The following is a 17,132-nucleotide window of genomic DNA, read 5'->3' as shown; positions in this document are numbered from 1 at the left end:
CATGTATGTCGCAGTCAAAGGCGGCGAACGCGCCATCGAGAACGCCCATCGCCTGCTCGCAGATAGGCGGCGCGGCGACCAACGCGTTGCGGAGGTCACCCTCGACCAGATCTCGGAGCAGCTCGGTCTCGCCGTCGACCGCGTCATGAGCGAAGGCTCGCTCTATGATCGCGAGCTCGCTTCGCTCGCGATCAAGCAGGCGCGCGGCGATCTGATCGAGGCGATTTTCCTGGTCCGCGCCTTCCGCGCCACCCTGCCTCGCTTCGGCGCCAGCGAGCCGGTCGATACCGGCGCCATGCGGGTGCAACGGCGGGTGTCCTCGACCTTCAAGGACATTCCCGGCGGGCAGATCCTCGGGCCGACCTTCGACTACACACACCGCCTGCTCGACCCCTCGCTCGCCGAAGGTTTTGTGCCGGAGACACCGGCGACGGCTGAAGCCTCGACCGCGCCGACGCCCCGCGTCACCGACATTCTGGGACGCGACGGCCTGATCGAATCCTCGCCAGAGGCCGAGGACGGCGCCAGCGTCGGCGATCTCACCCGCGAGCCGCTGAATTTTCCGGCAGGCCGCGATCTGCGCCTGCAGAATCTGGCGCGTGGTGACGAGGGCTTCCTGCTGGCAATGGGCTATTCCACCCAGCGCGGCTATGGCCGCAACCATCCCTTCGCCGGCGAGATCCGCTTCGGCGAGGTCGAGGTGGAATTCTTCGCCGAAGACGCCGGCTTCGCCGTGCCGCTCGGCGCGATTGAGCTCACCGAGTGCCAGATGGTCAACCAGTTCAAGGGCTCGGCAACGGAGGCGCCGTGCTTTACCCGCGGCTACGGCCTCGCCTTCGGCCAGAGCGAGCGCAAGACCATGTCGATGGCGCTGGTCGATCGCGCGCTGCGCGCCCGTGAGCTCGGCGAGGAGGCACTCGCACCAGCGCAAGATGAAGAATTCGTGATGTCGCATTCGGACAACGTCCAGGCGACCGGCTTCGTCGAGCACCTGAAGCTGCCGCACTATGTCGACTTCCAGTCCGAGCTCGGCCTCTTGCGCAAGCTGCGCAAGGAATTCGCTGATGCCAACACGCCCGTTGCCATGAAGGAGGCCGCGGAATGAACGCGCCCGCCTACAACTTCGCCTATCTCGACGAGCAGACCAAGCGGATGATCCGTCGCGCGATCCTGAAGGCGATTGCGATTCCCGGCTACCAGGTGCCGTTCGCCAGCCGCGAAATGCCGATGCCCTATGGCTGGGGCACCGGCGGCGTGCAGGTCACCGCCGCGATCCTGGGCCCGCAGGATGTGCTCAAGGTGATCGACCAGGGCTCCGACGACACCACCAACGCGATCTCGATCCGAAAGTTCTTCGCCAAAACCGCCGGCGTTGCGACGACAACCGCGACGGACGAAGCGACGGTGGTCCAGACCCGCCACCGCATCCCGGAGACAGCGCTGAACGCGAACCAGGTGCTGGTCTATCAGGTGCCGATCCCCGAGCCGCTGCGCTTCCTCGAGCCGCGCGAGACCGAGACGCGGCGCATGCATGCGCTGGCCGAATACGGCCTGATGCATGTGAAGCTCTACGAGGACATCGCGCGCTTCGGCCACATCGCGACCGCCTACGCCTATCCGGTCAAGGTCAACGCGCGCTACGTGATGGACCCGTCGCCGACGCCGAAATTCGACAACCCCAAGATGGACAATTGCCCGGCGCTGCAATTGTTCGGTGCCGGCCGCGAGAAGCGCATCTACGCGATCCCGCCCTACACCCAGGTGGTGTCGCTCGATTTCGAGGATCATCCGTTCGAGCCGTATCGCTTCAACGCGCCCTGCGCGCTATGCGGGGCGGAGAACTCCTACCTCGACGAGATCGTGACAGACGACAAGGGCGGACGCATGTTCGTTTGCTCCGATACCGATTATTGCGAGGGCCGCCAGGCCGCCGGTCATCACGGTGCCTTGAGTGCTGCGCCGTACAAGGAGAAGGCGCAGGAGGCCTCGAATGGCTGATCAGAATCTGGGCGAGAATGACGAGCCTCTGCTGGTCGCAAAATCTCTCAGCAAGTCGTTCGGCCGCATCGCCGCCTGCCGCGACGTGTCGTTCTCGCTCTATCCGGGCGAGGTGCTGGCGATCGTCGGCGAGTCCGGCTCGGGCAAGTCGACGCTGCTGCAGATGCTGTCGGGCCAGCTCGCTGCCAGCGCAGGCCACGTCTCCTACCGCATGCGCGACGGCGTCACTCGCGATCTCGCCACCCTTGGCGAGGCCGAGCGGCGCCTCCTGTTCCGCACCGATTGGGGCTTTGTCCATCAGGACCCTGCGCAGGGCCTGCGAATGGCGGTCTCCGCCGGGGCCAATGTCGGCGAGCGGCTGATGGCGGTGGGGTGGAATCACTACGGTCGCCTCCGTGAGACCGCGTCCGACTGGCTGACGCGCGTCGAGATCGACATCGCCCGCATCGACGATGCGCCGCGCACCTATTCCGGCGGCATGCGCCAGCGCCTCCAGATCGCCCGCAACCTCGTCACCGAGCCGCGGCTGGTGTTCATGGACGAGCCGACTGGCGGGCTCGACGTCTCCGTGCAGGCCCGCCTGCTCGATCTCCTTCGCAGCCTCGTTGCCGAGCTACACCTCGCCGTCATCATCGTCACCCACGATCTCGCGGTCGCACGCCTGTTGTCGCACCGCGTGATGGTGATGAAAGGCGGCCTGGTCATCGAGACCGGCCTTACCGACCAGGTGCTCGACGATCCCCGCGAGCCCTATACCCAGCTCCTCGTCTCCTCGATTCTCCCGCCATGAGCTTTTCGATGACCGCCATGATCGACGTTGCCGATGCGCAAAAGACCTTCACGATGCACCTGCAAGGCGGCGTCGAATTGCCCGTCGTCAGCGGCGTGACCTTCCAAGTCAATCCGGGCGAATGCGTCGTTCTGTCGGGCCCGTCAGGCGCCGGCAAGTCGTCGATCCTGAAAATGATCTTCGGCAATTACCGCTGCGACTCCGGCCGCATCGGCATCCACCATCGCGGCGCTGTGGTCGATCTCGCCACAGCCGAGCCGCGGCAGGTCCTCAACATCCGCCGCTCCACCATCGGCTATGTCAGCCAGTTCCTGCGCGCGGTACCGCGCGTTGCCACCATCGACGTTGTCGCCGAGCCGCTGATCGTGAACGGTATGAGCCGGACCGATGCACAGGCGCGCGCCGGCGAGCTGCTGCATCGTCTCAACATCCCCGAGCGTCTGTGGCAGCTTCCGCCCGCGACCTTCTCCGGAGGTGAGCAGCAGCGCGTCAACATCGCGCGCGGCTTCATCTCGGACCTGCCGATCCTGCTGCTGGACGAGCCGACCGCCTCGCTCGATGCCGCCAATCGCGCTGTGGTGGTCGACCTGGTCGCCGAGAAGAAGCGCCAGGGCGTTGCCATGGTCGCCATTGTCCATGACGACGAAATCCGTCATCTGATTGCCGACCGCATCGTCGACGTCACCAGCTTTGCCGCCGCGGCCTGAAGGAAGAGGGAAATGAATAAGGAATCCGTGATCGCCAATGCCAGGATCGTGCTGGCTGACCGGGTGATCGAGCAGGGCTGGCTCGCGCTTGCCGACGGGCGCATTGCGGAGATCGGCGAGGGCAGGGCGCCCGCCGGCGCCGAGGATGCCGGCGGCGACTTGATCATGCCCGGCCTGATCGAGCTCCACACCGACCATCTCGAAGCGCATTACGTGCCGCGGCCAAAGGTGTTCTGGAATCCGGTCGCGGCCGTCGTCTCCTATGACGGCCAGCTCGCGACGTCAGGCATCACCACGGTGTTCGATTCGCTCAGGGTCTGGCGCGAGGACGGCGCCGAGGAAGTCGATGGCCGCGCCGGCGTGCTCGCCGCCGCGATCACGACCGCGCGCGAGGCCAGCCTGCTGCGTGCCGACCATTTCCTGCATCTGCGCTGCGAAATCCCGATGCCGAGCGTGGTCGAGGAGGCCAGGGAGCTGATCGACCGTCCCGACGTCAAGCTGATGTCGCTGATGGACCACACGCCGGGCCAGCGCCAGTTCCGCGACGAGGTCAAGCTGCGCGACTATTATCGCGGCAAGGGCGGCGGCAAGACCGACGCCGAGCTCGATGAGCTGTTCGCAAAGCGCTTCGAGTACCAGCGGCTCTATGCTGCGGCCAACATGCGCGAGATCGTGGCGCTGGCGCACGAGTACAAGATCCCGCTGGCGAGCCACGACGACACCACGGAGGAGAACGTCGCGGACGCCGTGCGCGACCGCGTCTCGGTGGCGGAATTCCCGACCACGCTGGAGGCCGCGCGCGGCCTGCACCAGGCCGGCATCGACATCCTGATGGGCGCGCCGAACGTGGTGCGCGGCGGCTCGCACTCCGGCAACATCGCCGCGGTCGATCTCGCCCGCGAAGGCCTGCTCGACATCCTGTCGTCGGATTACATTCCGTCCAGCCTGCTGATGGCCGCGCTGCAATTGCCGGAGCATGTGCCCGCGATCAGCCTTCCGGCGGCGGTTCGCACCGTGACGAAAGCGCCCGCCGAAGCGGTCGGCCTCACCGATCGCGGCGAGGTCGCGACCGGCAAGCGCGCCGACCTGATCCGTGTGCATATCGCAGGCCACGTTCCCGTCGTCCGCAGCGTCTGGCGCGAAGGACGCCGCGTCGCATGAGCGAGACCGTGACCACGGCGCAGGACGAGGCGGGTGCGATCGGCCCCGGCCGGCTCGTGCTCGTGGTCGGCCCCAGCGGCGCCGGCAAGGATACCTTGCTGCGGCTGGCGCAGGCGGCCTGCAGCGACGATCCCGACATCGTCTTCCCACGCCGTGTCGTGACGCGTGCGTCCTCGACCGATGAGGACAACATCGCGCTGAGCCAGGACGACTTCCGTCGCGCGCGCGAACATGGCGACTTCGCCGTGCACTGGGAGGCGCATGGACATGCCTATGCGCTGCCGCTCGAGATCAACGACGATATCCGTGCCGGTCGTGCCGTCGTCGTCAACGTTTCACGTACCGTGATCGCCGCGTTGCGCCACGCCTATGCCGATGTCGTGGTGGTCGCGATCACGGCGCCGCCGGACGTGCTGGCGCAGCGGCTTGCCGCGCGCGCCCGGCATAGCGACGGCAATATTGCCGATCGCCTTGCGCGCAGCGTCGACGACGCTTCGGCCAATGCCGACGTCACCATCCTCAATGCGGGCAGCGCGGACTATCACAGCCGCCAGCTCGTGCGCGTGATCAGGAATGAAGGCTGGCAAGACTAGTTGCCAGTGCAAGAAGGAGAGGTGGAATGACGGTGATCGAAACGGTCGAACAGCTAGAAGCCATCTATGGCGATACCAATGACGCCTCGATCGTGAAAGTCGCCGACCATGTCACGCCGCTCTACCGCGTCTTCATCGAGAAGGCGCCGTTCGCCGCGCTCGCGACGATCGGGCCCGAAGGCATCGATTGCTCGCCGCGCGGGGATCTCCCCGGCTTCGTCCGCATTCACGACCCCAAGACGCTGATGCTGCCGGACCGTCGCGGCAACAACCGGGTGGATTCCCTGCGCAACATCGTGCGCGATCCCAGGGTATCGCTGATGTTCCTGATCCCGGGCTCGGGCAACGCCGTCCGCGCCAACGGCCGCGCGCATCTGTCGATCGATCCGGAGCTGCTGGCCTCGTTCAAGGTCGAGGGCAAGGCGCCGCGCAGCGTGATGGTGATGAACGTGGAGGAAATCTACTTCCAATGCGCCCGCGCCATCGTCCGCTCCGACCTCTGGAATCCCGACAAGCGCGTCGATCCGAAGACGCTGCCGACGCCGGGCCAGATCCTCGCCGAGATGAGCGAGAACAAGGTCGGCGGCGCGGAGTACGATCGTGCGTGGCCGTCGCGCGCCGCCGCGACGATGTGGTGAACGCCCGCGCTCTATCCTCTCCCTCTCCCCGTTCTTACGGGGAGGGGGTCGGGGTGAGGGGCTCTCTCCACACGGGCGAATGTTGAGGGACCTGTACCCCCTCACCCGGATCGCAAGAGCGATCCGACCTCTCCCCGCAAGCGGGGAGAGGTGAGCGCCGCCCCTCAATTAAACGCCATGCCCCCGCTCAGCGCGATCGTCTGCCCGGTCATGTACGCGTTGTCCACCAGCAGCATCACCGCTTTCGCCACCTCATCCGCCGTGCCGAAACGGCCGAGCGGGATGCGGCTGACAAGTTGCGGCTGTCCGCTCATCATGTCGGTCTCGATCAGCGAGGGCGCCACCGCGTTGACGGTGATGCCCTCCTTCACAAGCCGCGCCGCATAGCCTCGCGTCAGGCCCTCCATCCCTGCCTTGGACGCATTGTAGTGCGGGCCGATTGAGCCGGCACCGCGTGCCGCCCCGGGGGAGATGTTGACGATACGGCCCCATTTCCGCGCGCGCATCGATGGCAACACCGCCTGCGTGCACAGGAAAGCGGATTTCAGATTGACCAGAATGGTGCGGTCGAAATCGTCCTCGGTGAGGTCGTCGATGCCGCGCGTGATGGCAATGCCGGCATTGTTGACGAGGACGTCGATCGGTCCGAGCCCGGCCGTGACGCGCTCGACCATTGCGGCCACGGCCTCGGCTTGTGAGACGTCGGCGGCAACCACGATGGCGCGGCCGCCTTGCTTGCCGATCTCGCCCGCCAGCTGCTCGGCCTCGCCGATTCTCTCGCGGCAGTTGATCGCCACCGCCGCACCGGCTTCGGCCAGTGCACGGCAGACGGCTGCGCCAATTCCGCGCGAGCCGCCGGTCACGAGCGCCGTGCGCCCTTTCAGAGCATCCGCCATGCCTGGAACCTCTCAAATCATCGACCTTGTGGTGCATCGAGCGTATCACGCTTGCTGTTCGCGCGCGTTGAACTCATCGCGAGATGAATCCGTCTGCCAGTGCTCGCGGCGGGAGAAGCGCCCCAGCGTGCCGTTGCCAAATATGGATAGCCATTTCATTGACCAATCGTGCCAACCGCTCGATATTCGGAGCGTAGAGACTGCTCCTCGAGCTTGATGCCGCGATATGAGAATTGATCACCAGCGTAACCAAGGCGACATGCATGCGTGCATGACGCGGCGCTGTTTCTCGGCGGCAACGGGCGCCTGTTGTTGTTGCTGACCGTCTCCTAGCAGCACCTCACACCGGAAACTCCAAGACAGGAACGCCGAAATTTCGGCGCACGAGCAGTCATGTCCCAGACCCAGTCCAACGCCTACATCATCGAGATCCACGATCGCGCCGCCGGCATCATCACAAGAGATGAGCGCGGCTTCCGCTTCTTCTCCTCCGAGCGCCTGTTCGACAGCCTCGAAGGCCGCCAGTTCCGCTCGGCGCGCGAGGCCGAGCGCGCCGCCCGCGCCGTGTTCTCCGAGCGTAGCCGTCGCGCGAACTCGCAACTCTTCGCCAACTGATCCCAACGAAAGGACCACGTTATGATCTCTCGACGACATATCCTGGCAACCACACTCCTGCTCACGACGGCCCTTGCGCTCCCCGCGCGCGCCGAGGACAGGCCGGCGGAAATCCGCATCGGCACGCAGAAGGGCGGTTTCTTCCCGGCCGTGCGCCAGCGCCAGACGCTCGAGAACGCCTTCAAGCCGCTCGGCATCGAGATCAAATGGGTCGATTTCCAGTTCGGGCCGCCGCTGCTGGAGGCCATCAATGTCGGCAGCGTCGATTTCGGCTATGTCGGCGACTCCCCGCCGATCTTCGCGCAGGCCGGCGGCGCCAAGATCCGCTATGTCGCCGCGGTGAAATCCGAGGGCAACACCCAGGCGATCATCGTGCCGAAGGATTCGGCGATCAAGGCGCTTGGCGATCTCAAAGGCAGGCGCGTCGCCTTCGGCAAGGGATCGAGCGCGCATAATCTGCTCGTCGCGGCGCTCGAGAAGGCCGGCCTGTCCTGGTCCGACATCACGCCGGCGCCGCTCGCGCCGGCCGATGCGACGGCCGCCTTCGTCAAGGGGTCGGTCGATGCCTGGTCGATCTGGGATCCGTATCTCGCGCTCGCCGAACTGAAGGAGAACGCCCGCGTCATCGCTTTCGACAAGGACGTGCACAAGCCGAACGCCTTCTACATCGCCAACACGGATTTCGTCGAGAAATATCCGTCGCTGGTCGCGAAGCTGAACACGACCTTTGCGTCCGAAGGCGTCTGGGCCAACGAACACCACGAGGACGTCGCCAAAGCGCAGGCAGACGCGACCGGCGTTGACATCGAGGCCGTCAGGCGTTTCGTGGATCGCTCCAACTTCCGCGTCGTGCCACTGGATGCCGAGGTTGTCGCAAGCCAGCAGGCGGTCGCCGATCGTTTTGCAAAACTCGGACTGATCCCGAAGCCGGTCAACGTCTCCGAGATCGTCTGGAAATGGACGCCGGGCTCGTGAGCCAGCGCGATTGATCAACCCTTGCGGCGCGCCCTGGTGCGTGCCGCCTTCTTCGCGGCGGTGGACCGGACCTTGGCGCCCTTGGTGTGGCTCGCTTTCCGAGCGGCGGCCGAGCGGGACGCTGCGGTTCGGCGGCTTGCGGCGCGCTTGGCCTGCTTCGACAGCGCGCCGCGCGATGCCGTCGAGCGCGGTTCCTTCTTCAACACGCCTTCGACGGCGCGTGACACGCGCGGCCGCCGCTTGGGCGTGCGCTTGCCCTGGCCGACCTCATAGGCATATTTGGCGCTGCGGCGCGTCGCCTTCTTGGTGCGCCCCTTGCGCGGCGGCGGCAGATCGACGCCAGCGCGTCGCGCCTCGGACAGGCCGATGGCAATGGCCTGCTTCGTCGAGCGTGCGCCGTGCTTGCCCTTCCTGATCTTGTCGATCTCGTCCTTGACGAATTCGCCGGCCTGCGTACTCGCCGATTTGCCGGCACGCTTGTCCTGCCTGGCTTTGCGGATGACTTCTTGTCTTGGCATGGTCGAGTTCCCCTTCGTGATTGGCAGGGATACCTGACCGCAACGCGCAAGACGGACGATCGATCCTTTTTCAGTTCCTCAGCGCCGCCAGCAGCTCATCCGGGCGCTCGGCCATGATCATGTGGCCGGCGCCGGGCACCACGACGGTCCTCCCATGCGGGATCGCGGCCGCGAGCGCCTTGCCGGCTTTCGCCGGCGTCATCATGTCTTTCTCGCCGAGGATCAGCGTCGTCGGCACCTTCACGCTCGCCGCAGCGGTCAGCGCATTCGCGTAGGCATTGCAGGCCGACAAATCTCTGAACAGCACGCCAGGCTCGCAAGCCTTCAGCACAGCCTGCGCACCGCCATGCATCCACAGGCCCGGCGCGAGGCTGCCGCCGAGTTCCGCGTTGAAGCCGAGGCCCCAGATCGAGACCATGTCGTTGGCATCCTGCGAATTGGCCTCGGCCGCCTTCAAGAGATCCGGGCCGACCGTCATGGTCGCGGCGGTGCCGATCAGGCTCAGCGCGGAGACCTTGTCGGGATGGCGCGCAGCGGTCTCCAGCGAGATCAGCGACCCCATGGAGTGGCCGATCAGATGCGCCTTCGTAGCGCCCGCTGCATCCAGCAGCGCCGCCGTCCAATCGGCCATCTCGGCGATGGTCGAGAGCGAGGGCCCCGCGGAGCGGCCGTGGCCGGGCAGGTCGGGCGCGAGAACGGAAAAACCATGATGGGCGAACCAGCGCGTATGCAGCGCCCAGGTCGAATGGTCGAAGCCGGCGCCGTGGATGAACACGACCGCGGGCAGGGACTTGTCGAAGTCGCGGCCGCCGGTTGCGACGAACACATCGTTGCCGTTGACGGAGAGCTTCATGGCTTAGACCTTTTGCGAGATGCGCAGCGCTTGGGCGAGATCGTCGATGATGTCGCTTGCCGTCTCGATGCCGACCGACAGCCGCACCAGCTCCTCGCCGACGCCGGCGGCCTTGAGCTGCTCGGCATCCATCTGCTGATGCGTGGTCGAGGCCGGGTGGATCACCAGCGTCTTGGCGTCGCCGACATTGGCGAGATGGCTGATCATGCGCAGGGATTCGATGAACTTGCGGCCCGCAGGCCGGCCGCCCTTGATGCCGAAGGAGATGATCGAGCCGGCGCCACGCGGCAGTAATTGCTTGGCGAGCTGATAGTCGGGGTGATCCTCCAGCGAGGGGTGCAGCACCCAGTCGACGGCCTTGTTGGACTTCAGCGCCTCCAGCACCAGATGCGTGTTCTGCATGTGCCGGTCCATGCGCACGCCCAGCGTCTCGACGCCCTGGAGCAGCTGGAACGCATTGGTCGGCGACAGGCAGGCGCCGAAATCGCGCAGGCCCTCGGTGCGGGCGCGCATGATGAAGGCTGCGGTGCCGAACTGCTCGTCGAAGACGATGCCGTGATAGCCGCCATAGGGCTCGGTCAGCACGCCGAATTTGCCCGATGCGCGCCAGTCGAACCGGCCGCCGTCGACGATGGCACCACCGATCGCGATGCCGTGGCCGCCGATCCATTTGGTCGCCGAATGCATGACGATGTCGGCGCCCAGCTCGATCGGCCGGCTGAGATAGGGCGTTGCAAAGGTGTTGTCGATCAGCAGCGGAATTTTCGCATCATGCGCGATCGCCGCGACCTTGGGAATGTCCAGCACTTCCAGCCCAGGATTGCCGATGGTCTCGCCGATCACGAGCTTCGTATTCGGCTTGATCGCGGCGCGAAACGCGTCGAGATTGCGCGGCTTGACGAAGCTGGTGGTGATGCCGAAGCGCGGCAGGGTGTGCGCCAGGAGGTTGATGGTGCCGCCATACAGCGAGCTCGACGCCACGATGTGGTCGCCGGCATTGAGCAACGTGGCGATGGCCAGATGCATCGCCGCCTGGCCACTCGCGGTGCAGATCGCGCCGACGCCGCCCTCGAGTGCCGCGAGCCGCTCCTCCAGTACGCCGGTGGTGGGGTTGGAGATGCGCGTATAGATGTGGCCGGCGCGCTCCAGGTTGAACAGCGCCGCGGCGTGGTCGGAATCCTGGAACACGTAGGAGGTGGTCTGGTAGATCGGCACCGCCCGGGCGCCGGTCACGGGATCCGGATGCTGGCCCGCATGCAGGCTCAGGGTCTCGAAAGCAGGCGGTTTTGGCGCGGGCATGCGTGGCCTCGTTGGTCGGTCGGTGATGGCGGCCGTTGTGCCACAAAACTGTGTGCCAAGTCAGCCCATTGACAGCGCCCCGTTCGCGGTGCGCCCCTCGCCCCGCTTGCGGGGAGAAGCGAAGGAAGCAGCGTCAACCGATCGCCTGCTCGATGATCCGCGCTTCCCGCAGCAATATCTCCGCGACCTCCTGCTCGCGGCGGGGGCCGAGCCGCGTGCGAACGGCGGAGACGGTCATCGCCGCGGCGGGCTGCCCGTCCGGAGTCTTGATCCAGGTCGAGATCGATTTCGTGCCCTGCACCAGGCCGATCTCTCTCATGCCGTATCCCAGCCGTCGCGCGGCGGTGACCTCGCCGAGCACCGTCGCGACGTCGGTCCGGTAGGCCTCGAACCGCTTCTCGTTGGCTGCGACGATCTTCCGCGCCTCCTGCGCCGGCATCGCGGCGAGGATGGCGACGCCGGCGCTGGAGACGCCGAGCGGCCGGCGTGCGCCGACCTCGATCGACAGCACCTGGATCGGATAGACGCCAATCCGGCGATCGACGCAGAGCGTGTCGTTGCCGGTGCGCACCGTCAGGAACAGCGTGTCGCCGATCTCGGCAGACGCGCGCTGCAGCGACGGATTTGCGGCGACCAAGAGCCGCGAGGGCCGCGGCCGGGCCAGCGCCAGCTCCGGCACCTGGTTGCCGATCGCGTAGCGGCCGCTCCTGCCATGCCGCTCGACGATGCCTTCCTCGATCAGCACGTGGACGATGCGATGCACGGTCGGGCGGGTGAGGGCCGTCGCCCGGATCACCTCGGCCAATGGCACACCCTCTTCGCGACCTGCGGCAAGGATGCGCAGCACCGCGAGCGCGCGCCGGATCGCCTGCGCGCCCTGTCGCGGTTCCACGGCGCTGCGGACCGATTTCGCTGAGCGTCTCTTGTCCATAATATGGACAAGAACGCCACAATTCACTCGACAGGGCAAGCGCGCATCTGGAGATTGCGCTCCGATCGGAATGCCTTGTGGGCCGTCTTGCGCGACGTCGGGGCATTCGACGTGAATTGGAAGCGCCGCCGGGAGGTTAACATGAGATTAATCTGGATTGCCATAGCTGCCGTCACCGCGATGCTGGCAGGGCCGGCCTCTAGCCAGCAATGGCCGGCGCGCAACGTCAAGCTGATCGTGCCCTATCCCGCCGGCGGCAATGTCGACAGCGCCGCACGCATCGTCGCCGACAAGCTCCAGGAAAAGCTCGGCCAGCCCTTCGTCATCGAGAACAAGGCCGGTGCCGGCGGCATGATCGCGGGCGAGGCCTTCGCGAAGTCGGCGCCCGACGGCTACACGCTGTTCGTCGGTGCCAACGGCCCGGTGCTGTTCGCGACCGAGATCAACAAGCGCGATGCCTATAATTGGAAGAAGGACTTTCTCCCGATCTCGACGATCTCGATGACGCCGCTGGTGCTCGAGGTGCATCCGTCGGTGCAGGCGACCACGCTCAAGGAGTTTCTCGATCTCGCCAAGCGCGAGCCCGGCAAGCTGACCATGGCCTCGCCCGGCCCCGGCACCACCAACCATCTGCTCAGCGAGCTGATGCAGTCCAGCCTCGAGCTGCAATGGGTCACGGCGCACTACCGTGGCAATGCGCCGGCCATCAACGATCTCCTGGGCGGCCAGGTGCAATTCGCGTTCGACCAGCTCACGGTCAGCCTGCAGCACATCAAGGCCGGCCTGTTCCGCGCGCTCGCGGTCACCAGCCCGCACCGGCTGAAGTCGCTGCCTGACGTGCCGACCTTCGCCGAGCTCGGCTACAAGGACTTTGACGGCCAGACCTTTACCGGCCTGTTCGCGCCCGCCGGCACGCCGGCGCCGATCGTGGACAAGCTGCACGAGACGCTGGTTGCGATCCTGAAGGACCCCGCCGTGATCGACAAGTTCGAGAAGCTCGGCGGCGAAGCCACGCCGATGACGCCGGACGAATTCAAGGCCTATCTCGAACGCGAGGACGCCAAGTGGATTCCGGTGGTGCGCAAGGCCAATATCAGGGCGGATTGACCGATGCGGATCGATCCCACCGAGCTCGGCGCCGAGCGCATCTACCGGCTGATGACCGGCATCGTGGTGCCGCGCCCGATCGCGTGGGTGACGAGCCTGTCGCGCAGCGGCGTGCTCAACCTCGCCCCGTTCAGCGCCTTCACCTTCGTCTCGCAGAAGCCGCCGATGCTCGCCATCAGCGTCGGCCGCAAGGGCGCCGATTACAAGGACACCGCGCACAACATCCTCGATACCGAGGAATATGTGATCCACATCGCCGACACCCCGCTGATGTCAGCGGTGCACGACTCATCCGTCGAGCATCCGCCTGAGATCAGCGAGGTCGAGCATCTCGGGCTGGAGACGCTGCCCTGCGATCTCATCAAGGTGCGCCGGCTTGCCGCCGCGCCGGTCGCGATGGAGTGCCGCTTCCGACAGTGCCTCGAGTTCGGCGAGGCCCGCAGCCGGCTCATCGTCGGCGAGGTCGTGATGTTCCACATCCGCGACGGCCTCGTGAATGACGGCAAGGTCGAGACCAAGGCGCTCGACCCGATCGCACGCATCGGCGGCCCGCGCTACGCCCGCCTCGGCGAGATCGTGACGCTCAACACCGTCTTCCAGACTCCCAAATCGAAAGATTGAGCGCGCGAGCCTGTCTCGAGCCCAGCTGCCTCAAGATCATTGGAGGAAATACAATGCGACTCCTGAGCTATCTCCTGGACGGCGAGCCGCGCTACGGCGCGGCCGTTCAAGGCGGCGTGGTCGATCTGACCAAGCGCATCGGCCGCGACTATTCGGATGTGAAGGCGCTGATCGCGGCCAATGCGCTTGCCGACGCCCAGGAGGCGGTCGCCGGACAGAAGCCGGACTATACGCTGGACAAGCTCGTCCTGTTGCCGCCGGTGCTGGCGCCGGAAAAGCTCTGGTGCATCGGTGTCAATTACGCCGAGCGCAACGCCGAATATAAAGACAATTCCGACCTTCCCAAATATCCCAGCCTGTTCGTGCGCAGCATGTCCTCGATGACCGGCTCCGGCCAGCCGATCGAGAAGCCCAAGGTGTCCGACCAGCTCGACTACGAAGGCGAGCTTGTCATCGTGATCGGGCAGGGCGGTCGTCACATCGCGCGGGAGAAAGCGTGGTCGCACATCTTCGGCATGACGCTGTGCAACGAGGGCACGATCCGCGACTGGCTCCGCCACGGCAAGTTCAACGTCACGCAGGGCAAGAATTTCGACCGCTCCGGCAGCATCGGCCCGTGGATCGTCACAGCGGACGAGCTCGACCCGCGCGGGCCGCATGACATCACCACACGCGTCAATGGCGAGGTGCGGCAGCAGGACACGACCGAGCGGCTGATGTTCCCGTTCGACTTCCTGATCTCCTATCTCTCCACCTTCGCAACCCTCAAGCCCGGCGACATGATCGTGACGGGCACGCCGACGGGCGCGGGCGCGCGCTTCGATCCGCCGCGCTGGCTCAAGGTCGGCGACGTCGTCGAGGTCGAGTCCAGCCGCATCGGCGTGCTGCGCAACACCGTGGCCGCGGAGAGCTAGATCATGCTGGACGCTGCTACGATCGAGCGCCTCGCCGCGCGCCTCGATGAGGCCGAGCGCACCAAGGCACTGATCCCGATGTTCTCGAAAGAGTATCCGGATTTCAGCATCGAGGATGCCTACGCCATCCAGCGCGCCTGGACAAAACTCCAGCTCGGTCGCGGCCGCGTCATCAAGGGCCACAAGATCGGCCTGACTTCGAAAGCGATGCAGAACGCGGTCGGCATCAATGAGCCCGATTACGGCGTGCTGTTCGCCGACATGTTCTATGCCGACGCTGCGCCTGTTCCGTTCGACCGCTTCCACGCGCCGCGCATCGAGGTCGAGCTCGCCTTCGTGCTGAAGGCGCCGCTGCGCGGGCCCGATTGCACCATCTTCGACGTGCTCAACGCCACCGACTACGTCACGCCCGCGCTGGAGATTCTTGAGACGCGCATGCATCGCGTCGACCCCGAGACCGGCAAGACGCGAAAAGTCATGGACACGATCTCGGACAACGCGGCCAATGCCGCACTGGTGCTCGGCGGCCGGCCGATCCGCCCGATGGATGCGGATCTGCGCTGGATCGGCGCGCTCTTGTTCCGCAACGGTGAGGTCGAGGAGACCGGCCTTGCCGCCGGTGTGCTCAATCACCCCGCCAACGGCATCGCCTGGCTCGCCAACCGCCTCGCCCCGCATGACGAACATCTCGCCGCCGGCGAGGTGGTGCTGGCGGGATCGTTCACGCGTCCGGTCGACATCCGCCGCGGCGACACCTTCCATGCCGACTACGGCGCGTTCGGCTCGGTGTCGTGCCAGTTCGTCTGAACCAACAACAAGCAGGGAGCGCACCATGACCGGTCACACGCGGCGCAAGAGCATTCACATCGGCGGCTTCAAGCACGTCAATCCGATTCCGAACGCCTGCCGCATCGGCAATCTCGTGATGTCGGGCGCCATCTTGGGGCGCGATCCCGCGACCAACGCGATGCCCGAGAGCCTCGACGCCCAATGCGCCAACATGTTCGCGCATATGAAGGCGACGGTGGAGGCCGCCGGCGGCACCACCGACGACATCATCAAGATGACGGTGTGGCTGAAGGACCGCTCGCAGCGCGGACCGGTCAATGTCGAGTGGCTCAAGATGTTTCCGGACGAGCATTCGCGTCCCGCGCGCCACGCGCTGCCGATGGACACTATGGACGGCGGCGCGCTGGTGCAGTGCGACTTCACCGCCGTGATCGACTGAGGGAGTTTTGCGCATGCCGACCTATCTGCCGTTCGATCCGAACCCGCGCCGCCCTATCAAGGCGCCGCCACCGAAGACCATCGATAGCCAGTTCCACGTGCTGGGTCCCATCGACAAATATCCGGAGCGCCCCGGCGCCGCCTATCGGATGCCGACCGCGACCTGGGAAACGGCGCTGCGCATGCACAAGACGCTCGGCATCGAGCGCGGCATCATCGTGCAGACCACGACCTACGGCGCCGACCATGCCGTCGTGCTCGACGGCCTCGCCGCCATGGGCCCGAACTATCGCGGCTGCGCCAATGCGCTGGTGTTCGCCGAGGCGAACGATGCTTATCTCGCCAAGCTGCATGATGCGGGCGTGCGCGGCGCGCGCTTCAGCTTCCGCCAGGAGCTCGGTGCCGTGCTGTCGGACGCCGATTTCGCCCGCGCCATCGCGCGCATCCGCGAGCTCGGCTGGTACGTCAAGATCCAGCCAGAGAAGGACGGCATCATGTCGAGCGTCGCCAAGTACGAGAACCTCGACGTGCCCGTGTTGATCGACCACATGGCGCGCCCCGATCCCGAGGCCGGCAGGAACGATCCGAACCTGCGCAAGATGCTGGAGCTGCTGGCCAAGGGCAATTTCTGGGTGATGCTGTCGCTCGGCGAGAAGACCTCGAAGACTGGGGCTCCCTACGACGATGTCATTCCGATCGCGCGCGCCTATATCGAGGCTGCACCCGACCGCTGCGTCTGGGCCAGCGACTGGCCGCATCCGGTCTCGGTGAAGCAGCCGCCGAACGACGCTGATTTGCTCGAATTGATGTACCGCTACGCGCCGGACCAGGCCGAACTGGAGAAGATCCTGGTGCACAATCCGGCCAAGCTGTTCGGGTTTGCGGATTAGAGAGCTTCGACGCTCGCCACGAAACGCGGTGCGCTCCCTCTCCCGCTTGCGGGAGAGGGTCGGGGTGAGGGCTCTCACCGCATGGGGGGCTCGCCCGCGGAGCGCCCGCCTCGTCCTTCGAGACGACCGCTTCGCGGTCTCCTCAGGATGAGGCTACTCGGCATCGGTGCCCCATCGAATTGCTGCCGCAAACTCCGCCCTCATCCTGAGAGCGTGAGAATCTTTTGGCAGCATTTGCCACAGAGGCGAAGCTGTGATTCGATCGCATGGCGCGAAGCAGGGGCTGATGATGGCTGACGAGCAGTTGTTCGAGGGGTTACCCAAGCAGGAAGGACCGCAGGCCGAGAGGCGAGGTGCGCTGCGACTGCGGGTGCCGGAACGCAGTCAGATCGGCATGCA

At 65.9% G+C, this 17,132-nt stretch carries 20 protein-coding genes; 15 read left to right on the top strand and 5 right to left on the bottom strand.

Features of this window, described 5'->3' with window-relative positions; translation table 11 throughout:
• The first annotated feature begins 1 nt into the window (after position 1).
• The 7 genes from CVM73_RS27720 to CVM73_RS27690 are packed head-to-tail and all read left to right on the top strand — an operon-like array spanning position 2 to position 5,887.
• Complete coding sequence (locus CVM73_RS27720; RefSeq protein ID WP_100234975.1) at positions 2–1,105, top strand: carbon-phosphorus lyase complex subunit; 1,104 nt, start codon at positions 2–4, stop codon at positions 1,103–1,105.
• Positions 1,102–1,998: an alpha-D-ribose 1-methylphosphonate 5-phosphate C-P-lyase PhnJ gene (locus CVM73_RS27715; protein WP_100234974.1), complete on the top strand. Its 897-nt coding sequence runs from the start codon at positions 1,102–1,104 to the stop codon at positions 1,996–1,998. The genes CVM73_RS27720 and CVM73_RS27715 overlap by 4 nt, the downstream gene beginning before the upstream one ends.
• Positions 1,991–2,788, top strand: coding sequence for a phosphonate C-P lyase system protein PhnK (gene phnK / locus CVM73_RS27710; RefSeq protein WP_100234973.1), 798 nt, complete (start codon positions 1,991–1,993; stop codon positions 2,786–2,788). Before CVM73_RS27715 ends, phnK begins: the two co-directional genes overlap by 8 nt.
• An 8-nt stretch (positions 2,789–2,796) precedes the next feature.
• Entirely contained in the window at positions 2,797–3,495 is a 699-nt protein-coding gene (gene phnL, locus CVM73_RS27705) for a phosphonate C-P lyase system protein PhnL (protein WP_167407096.1), read from the top strand.
• Positions 3,496–3,507: 12 nt separating this feature from the next.
• The gene (locus CVM73_RS27700; RefSeq protein ID WP_100234971.1) at positions 3,508–4,656 is read left to right on the top strand and encodes an alpha-D-ribose 1-methylphosphonate 5-triphosphate diphosphatase; all 1,149 of its coding nucleotides are present in this window, start codon (positions 3,508–3,510) and stop codon (positions 4,654–4,656) included.
• Positions 4,653–5,249, top strand: coding sequence for a phosphonate metabolism protein/1,5-bisphosphokinase (PRPP-forming) PhnN (phnN, locus tag CVM73_RS27695; protein WP_100234970.1), 597 nt, complete (start codon positions 4,653–4,655; stop codon positions 5,247–5,249). The genes CVM73_RS27700 and phnN overlap by 4 nt, the downstream gene beginning before the upstream one ends.
• A gap of 26 nt (positions 5,250–5,275) precedes the next feature.
• On the top strand, positions 5,276–5,887 hold the full coding sequence (locus tag CVM73_RS27690) for a pyridoxamine 5'-phosphate oxidase family protein (RefSeq protein ID WP_100234969.1): 612 nt from the start codon (positions 5,276–5,278) through the stop codon (positions 5,885–5,887).
• Positions 5,888–6,051: 164 nt separating this feature from the next.
• Here CVM73_RS27690 and CVM73_RS27685 read toward each other — a convergent pair whose 3' ends face one another.
• Complete coding sequence (locus CVM73_RS27685) at positions 6,052–6,783, bottom strand: SDR family NAD(P)-dependent oxidoreductase (protein ID WP_100234968.1); 732 nt, start codon at positions 6,781–6,783, stop codon at positions 6,052–6,054.
• Positions 6,784–7,176: 393 nt separating this feature from the next.
• On the opposite strand from CVM73_RS27685, the gene CVM73_RS27680 reads away from it, so the two are divergent.
• Both CVM73_RS27680 and CVM73_RS27675 read left to right on the top strand, forming a co-directional pair.
• Positions 7,177–7,398 (top strand): hypothetical protein, encoded by a 222-nt coding sequence (locus CVM73_RS27680; RefSeq protein ID WP_100234967.1) that lies wholly within the window; start codon positions 7,177–7,179, stop codon positions 7,396–7,398.
• A 21-nt stretch (positions 7,399–7,419) separates the two neighbouring features.
• Positions 7,420–8,373, top strand: coding sequence for an aliphatic sulfonate ABC transporter substrate-binding protein (locus tag CVM73_RS27675; protein ID WP_100234966.1), 954 nt, complete (start codon positions 7,420–7,422; stop codon positions 8,371–8,373).
• 14 nt (positions 8,374–8,387) lie between these two features.
• On the opposite strand, the gene CVM73_RS27670 is transcribed toward CVM73_RS27675, so the two are convergent.
• The 4 genes from CVM73_RS27670 to CVM73_RS27655 all read right to left on the bottom strand — a co-directional run bounded on the left by CVM73_RS27670 (position 8,388) and on the right by CVM73_RS27655 (position 11,974).
• Entirely contained in the window at positions 8,388–8,891 is a 504-nt protein-coding gene (locus tag CVM73_RS27670) for a DUF6496 domain-containing protein (protein ID WP_100234965.1), read from the bottom strand.
• Positions 8,892–8,961: 70 nt separating this feature from the next.
• Positions 8,962–9,744, bottom strand: a complete 783-nt coding sequence (locus CVM73_RS27665) for an alpha/beta fold hydrolase (RefSeq protein WP_100234964.1) — start codon at positions 9,742–9,744, stop codon at positions 8,962–8,964.
• A 3-nt stretch (positions 9,745–9,747) separates the two neighbouring features.
• A complete protein-coding gene (locus CVM73_RS27660; protein ID WP_100234963.1) occupies positions 9,748–11,043 on the bottom strand; it encodes an O-acetylhomoserine aminocarboxypropyltransferase in 1,296 nt (431 codons plus the stop codon).
• A 133-nt stretch (positions 11,044–11,176) separates the two neighbouring features.
• Entirely contained in the window at positions 11,177–11,974 is a 798-nt protein-coding gene (locus tag CVM73_RS27655) for an IclR family transcriptional regulator (RefSeq protein WP_167407095.1), read from the bottom strand.
• Positions 11,975–12,115: 141 nt separating this feature from the next.
• On the opposite strand from CVM73_RS27655, the gene CVM73_RS27650 reads away from it, so the two are divergent.
• From CVM73_RS27650 to CVM73_RS27625, 6 genes are read left to right on the top strand one after another with little or no spacing between them, the layout of a single operon-like run.
• Positions 12,116–13,081, top strand: a complete 966-nt coding sequence (locus CVM73_RS27650; protein WP_167407094.1) for a Bug family tripartite tricarboxylate transporter substrate binding protein — start codon at positions 12,116–12,118, stop codon at positions 13,079–13,081.
• 3 nt (positions 13,082–13,084) lie between these two features.
• Positions 13,085–13,702, top strand: a complete 618-nt coding sequence (locus CVM73_RS27645; RefSeq protein WP_100234961.1) for a flavin reductase family protein — start codon at positions 13,085–13,087, stop codon at positions 13,700–13,702.
• A 53-nt stretch (positions 13,703–13,755) separates the two neighbouring features.
• Positions 13,756–14,616, top strand: a complete 861-nt coding sequence (locus CVM73_RS27640; RefSeq protein WP_100234960.1) for a fumarylacetoacetate hydrolase family protein — start codon at positions 13,756–13,758, stop codon at positions 14,614–14,616.
• A gap of 3 nt (positions 14,617–14,619) precedes the next feature.
• A complete protein-coding gene (hpaH, locus tag CVM73_RS27635; protein WP_100234959.1) occupies positions 14,620–15,423 on the top strand; it encodes a 2-oxo-hept-4-ene-1,7-dioate hydratase in 804 nt (267 codons plus the stop codon).
• A 25-nt stretch (positions 15,424–15,448) separates the two neighbouring features.
• Positions 15,449–15,844, top strand: coding sequence for a RidA family protein (locus CVM73_RS27630; protein ID WP_100234958.1), 396 nt, complete (start codon positions 15,449–15,451; stop codon positions 15,842–15,844).
• A 13-nt stretch (positions 15,845–15,857) separates the two neighbouring features.
• Positions 15,858–16,733 carry an amidohydrolase family protein gene (locus CVM73_RS27625; RefSeq protein ID WP_100234957.1) on the top strand — a complete coding sequence of 292 codons (876 nt, stop codon included), beginning with the start codon at positions 15,858–15,860 and terminating at the stop codon, positions 16,731–16,733.
• The last annotated feature ends 399 nt before the right edge of the window (positions 16,734–17,132 follow it).

This window comes from Bradyrhizobium forestalis, assembly GCF_002795245.1.
Lineage (GTDB): Bacteria > Pseudomonadota > Alphaproteobacteria > Rhizobiales > Xanthobacteraceae > Bradyrhizobium > Bradyrhizobium forestalis.
The sequence above is the reverse complement of the archived record's forward strand: the minus strand, read 5'-3'. Positions and strand labels throughout refer to the sequence as shown.

Excerpts from the sequence above, each read along its gene's own strand:
- CVM73_RS27720 (WP_100234975.1), top strand. The coding sequence starts at position 2 with ATGTATGTCGCAGTCAAAGGCGGCGAACGCGCCATCGAGAACGCCCAT.
- CVM73_RS27715 (WP_100234974.1), top strand. The coding sequence starts at position 1,102 with ATGAACGCGCCCGCCTACAACTTCGCCTATCTCGACGAGCAGACCAAG.
- phnK (WP_100234973.1), top strand. The coding sequence starts at position 1,991 with ATGGCTGATCAGAATCTGGGCGAGAATGACGAGCCTCTGCTGGTCGCA.
- phnL (WP_167407096.1), top strand. The coding sequence starts at position 2,797 with ATGACCGCCATGATCGACGTTGCCGATGCGCAAAAGACCTTCACGATG.
- CVM73_RS27700 (WP_100234971.1), top strand. The coding sequence starts at position 3,508 with ATGAATAAGGAATCCGTGATCGCCAATGCCAGGATCGTGCTGGCTGAC.
- phnN (WP_100234970.1), top strand. The coding sequence starts at position 4,653 with ATGAGCGAGACCGTGACCACGGCGCAGGACGAGGCGGGTGCGATCGGC.
- CVM73_RS27690 (WP_100234969.1), top strand. The coding sequence starts at position 5,276 with ATGACGGTGATCGAAACGGTCGAACAGCTAGAAGCCATCTATGGCGAT.
- CVM73_RS27685 (WP_100234968.1), bottom strand. The coding sequence starts at position 6,783 with ATGGCGGATGCTCTGAAAGGGCGCACGGCGCTCGTGACCGGCGGCTCG.
- CVM73_RS27680 (WP_100234967.1), top strand. The coding sequence starts at position 7,177 with ATGTCCCAGACCCAGTCCAACGCCTACATCATCGAGATCCACGATCGC.
- CVM73_RS27675 (WP_100234966.1), top strand. The coding sequence starts at position 7,420 with ATGATCTCTCGACGACATATCCTGGCAACCACACTCCTGCTCACGACG.
- CVM73_RS27670 (WP_100234965.1), bottom strand. The coding sequence starts at position 8,891 with ATGCCAAGACAAGAAGTCATCCGCAAAGCCAGGCAGGACAAGCGTGCC.
- CVM73_RS27665 (WP_100234964.1), bottom strand. The coding sequence starts at position 9,744 with ATGAAGCTCTCCGTCAACGGCAACGATGTGTTCGTCGCAACCGGCGGC.
- CVM73_RS27660 (WP_100234963.1), bottom strand. The coding sequence starts at position 11,043 with ATGCCCGCGCCAAAACCGCCTGCTTTCGAGACCCTGAGCCTGCATGCG.
- CVM73_RS27655 (WP_167407095.1), bottom strand. The coding sequence starts at position 11,974 with ATGGACAAGAGACGCTCAGCGAAATCGGTCCGCAGCGCCGTGGAACCG.
- CVM73_RS27650 (WP_167407094.1), top strand. The coding sequence starts at position 12,116 with ATGAGATTAATCTGGATTGCCATAGCTGCCGTCACCGCGATGCTGGCA.
- CVM73_RS27645 (WP_100234961.1), top strand. The coding sequence starts at position 13,085 with ATGCGGATCGATCCCACCGAGCTCGGCGCCGAGCGCATCTACCGGCTG.
- CVM73_RS27640 (WP_100234960.1), top strand. The coding sequence starts at position 13,756 with ATGCGACTCCTGAGCTATCTCCTGGACGGCGAGCCGCGCTACGGCGCG.
- hpaH (WP_100234959.1), top strand. The coding sequence starts at position 14,620 with ATGCTGGACGCTGCTACGATCGAGCGCCTCGCCGCGCGCCTCGATGAG.
- CVM73_RS27630 (WP_100234958.1), top strand. The coding sequence starts at position 15,449 with ATGACCGGTCACACGCGGCGCAAGAGCATTCACATCGGCGGCTTCAAG.
- CVM73_RS27625 (WP_100234957.1), top strand. The coding sequence starts at position 15,858 with ATGCCGACCTATCTGCCGTTCGATCCGAACCCGCGCCGCCCTATCAAG.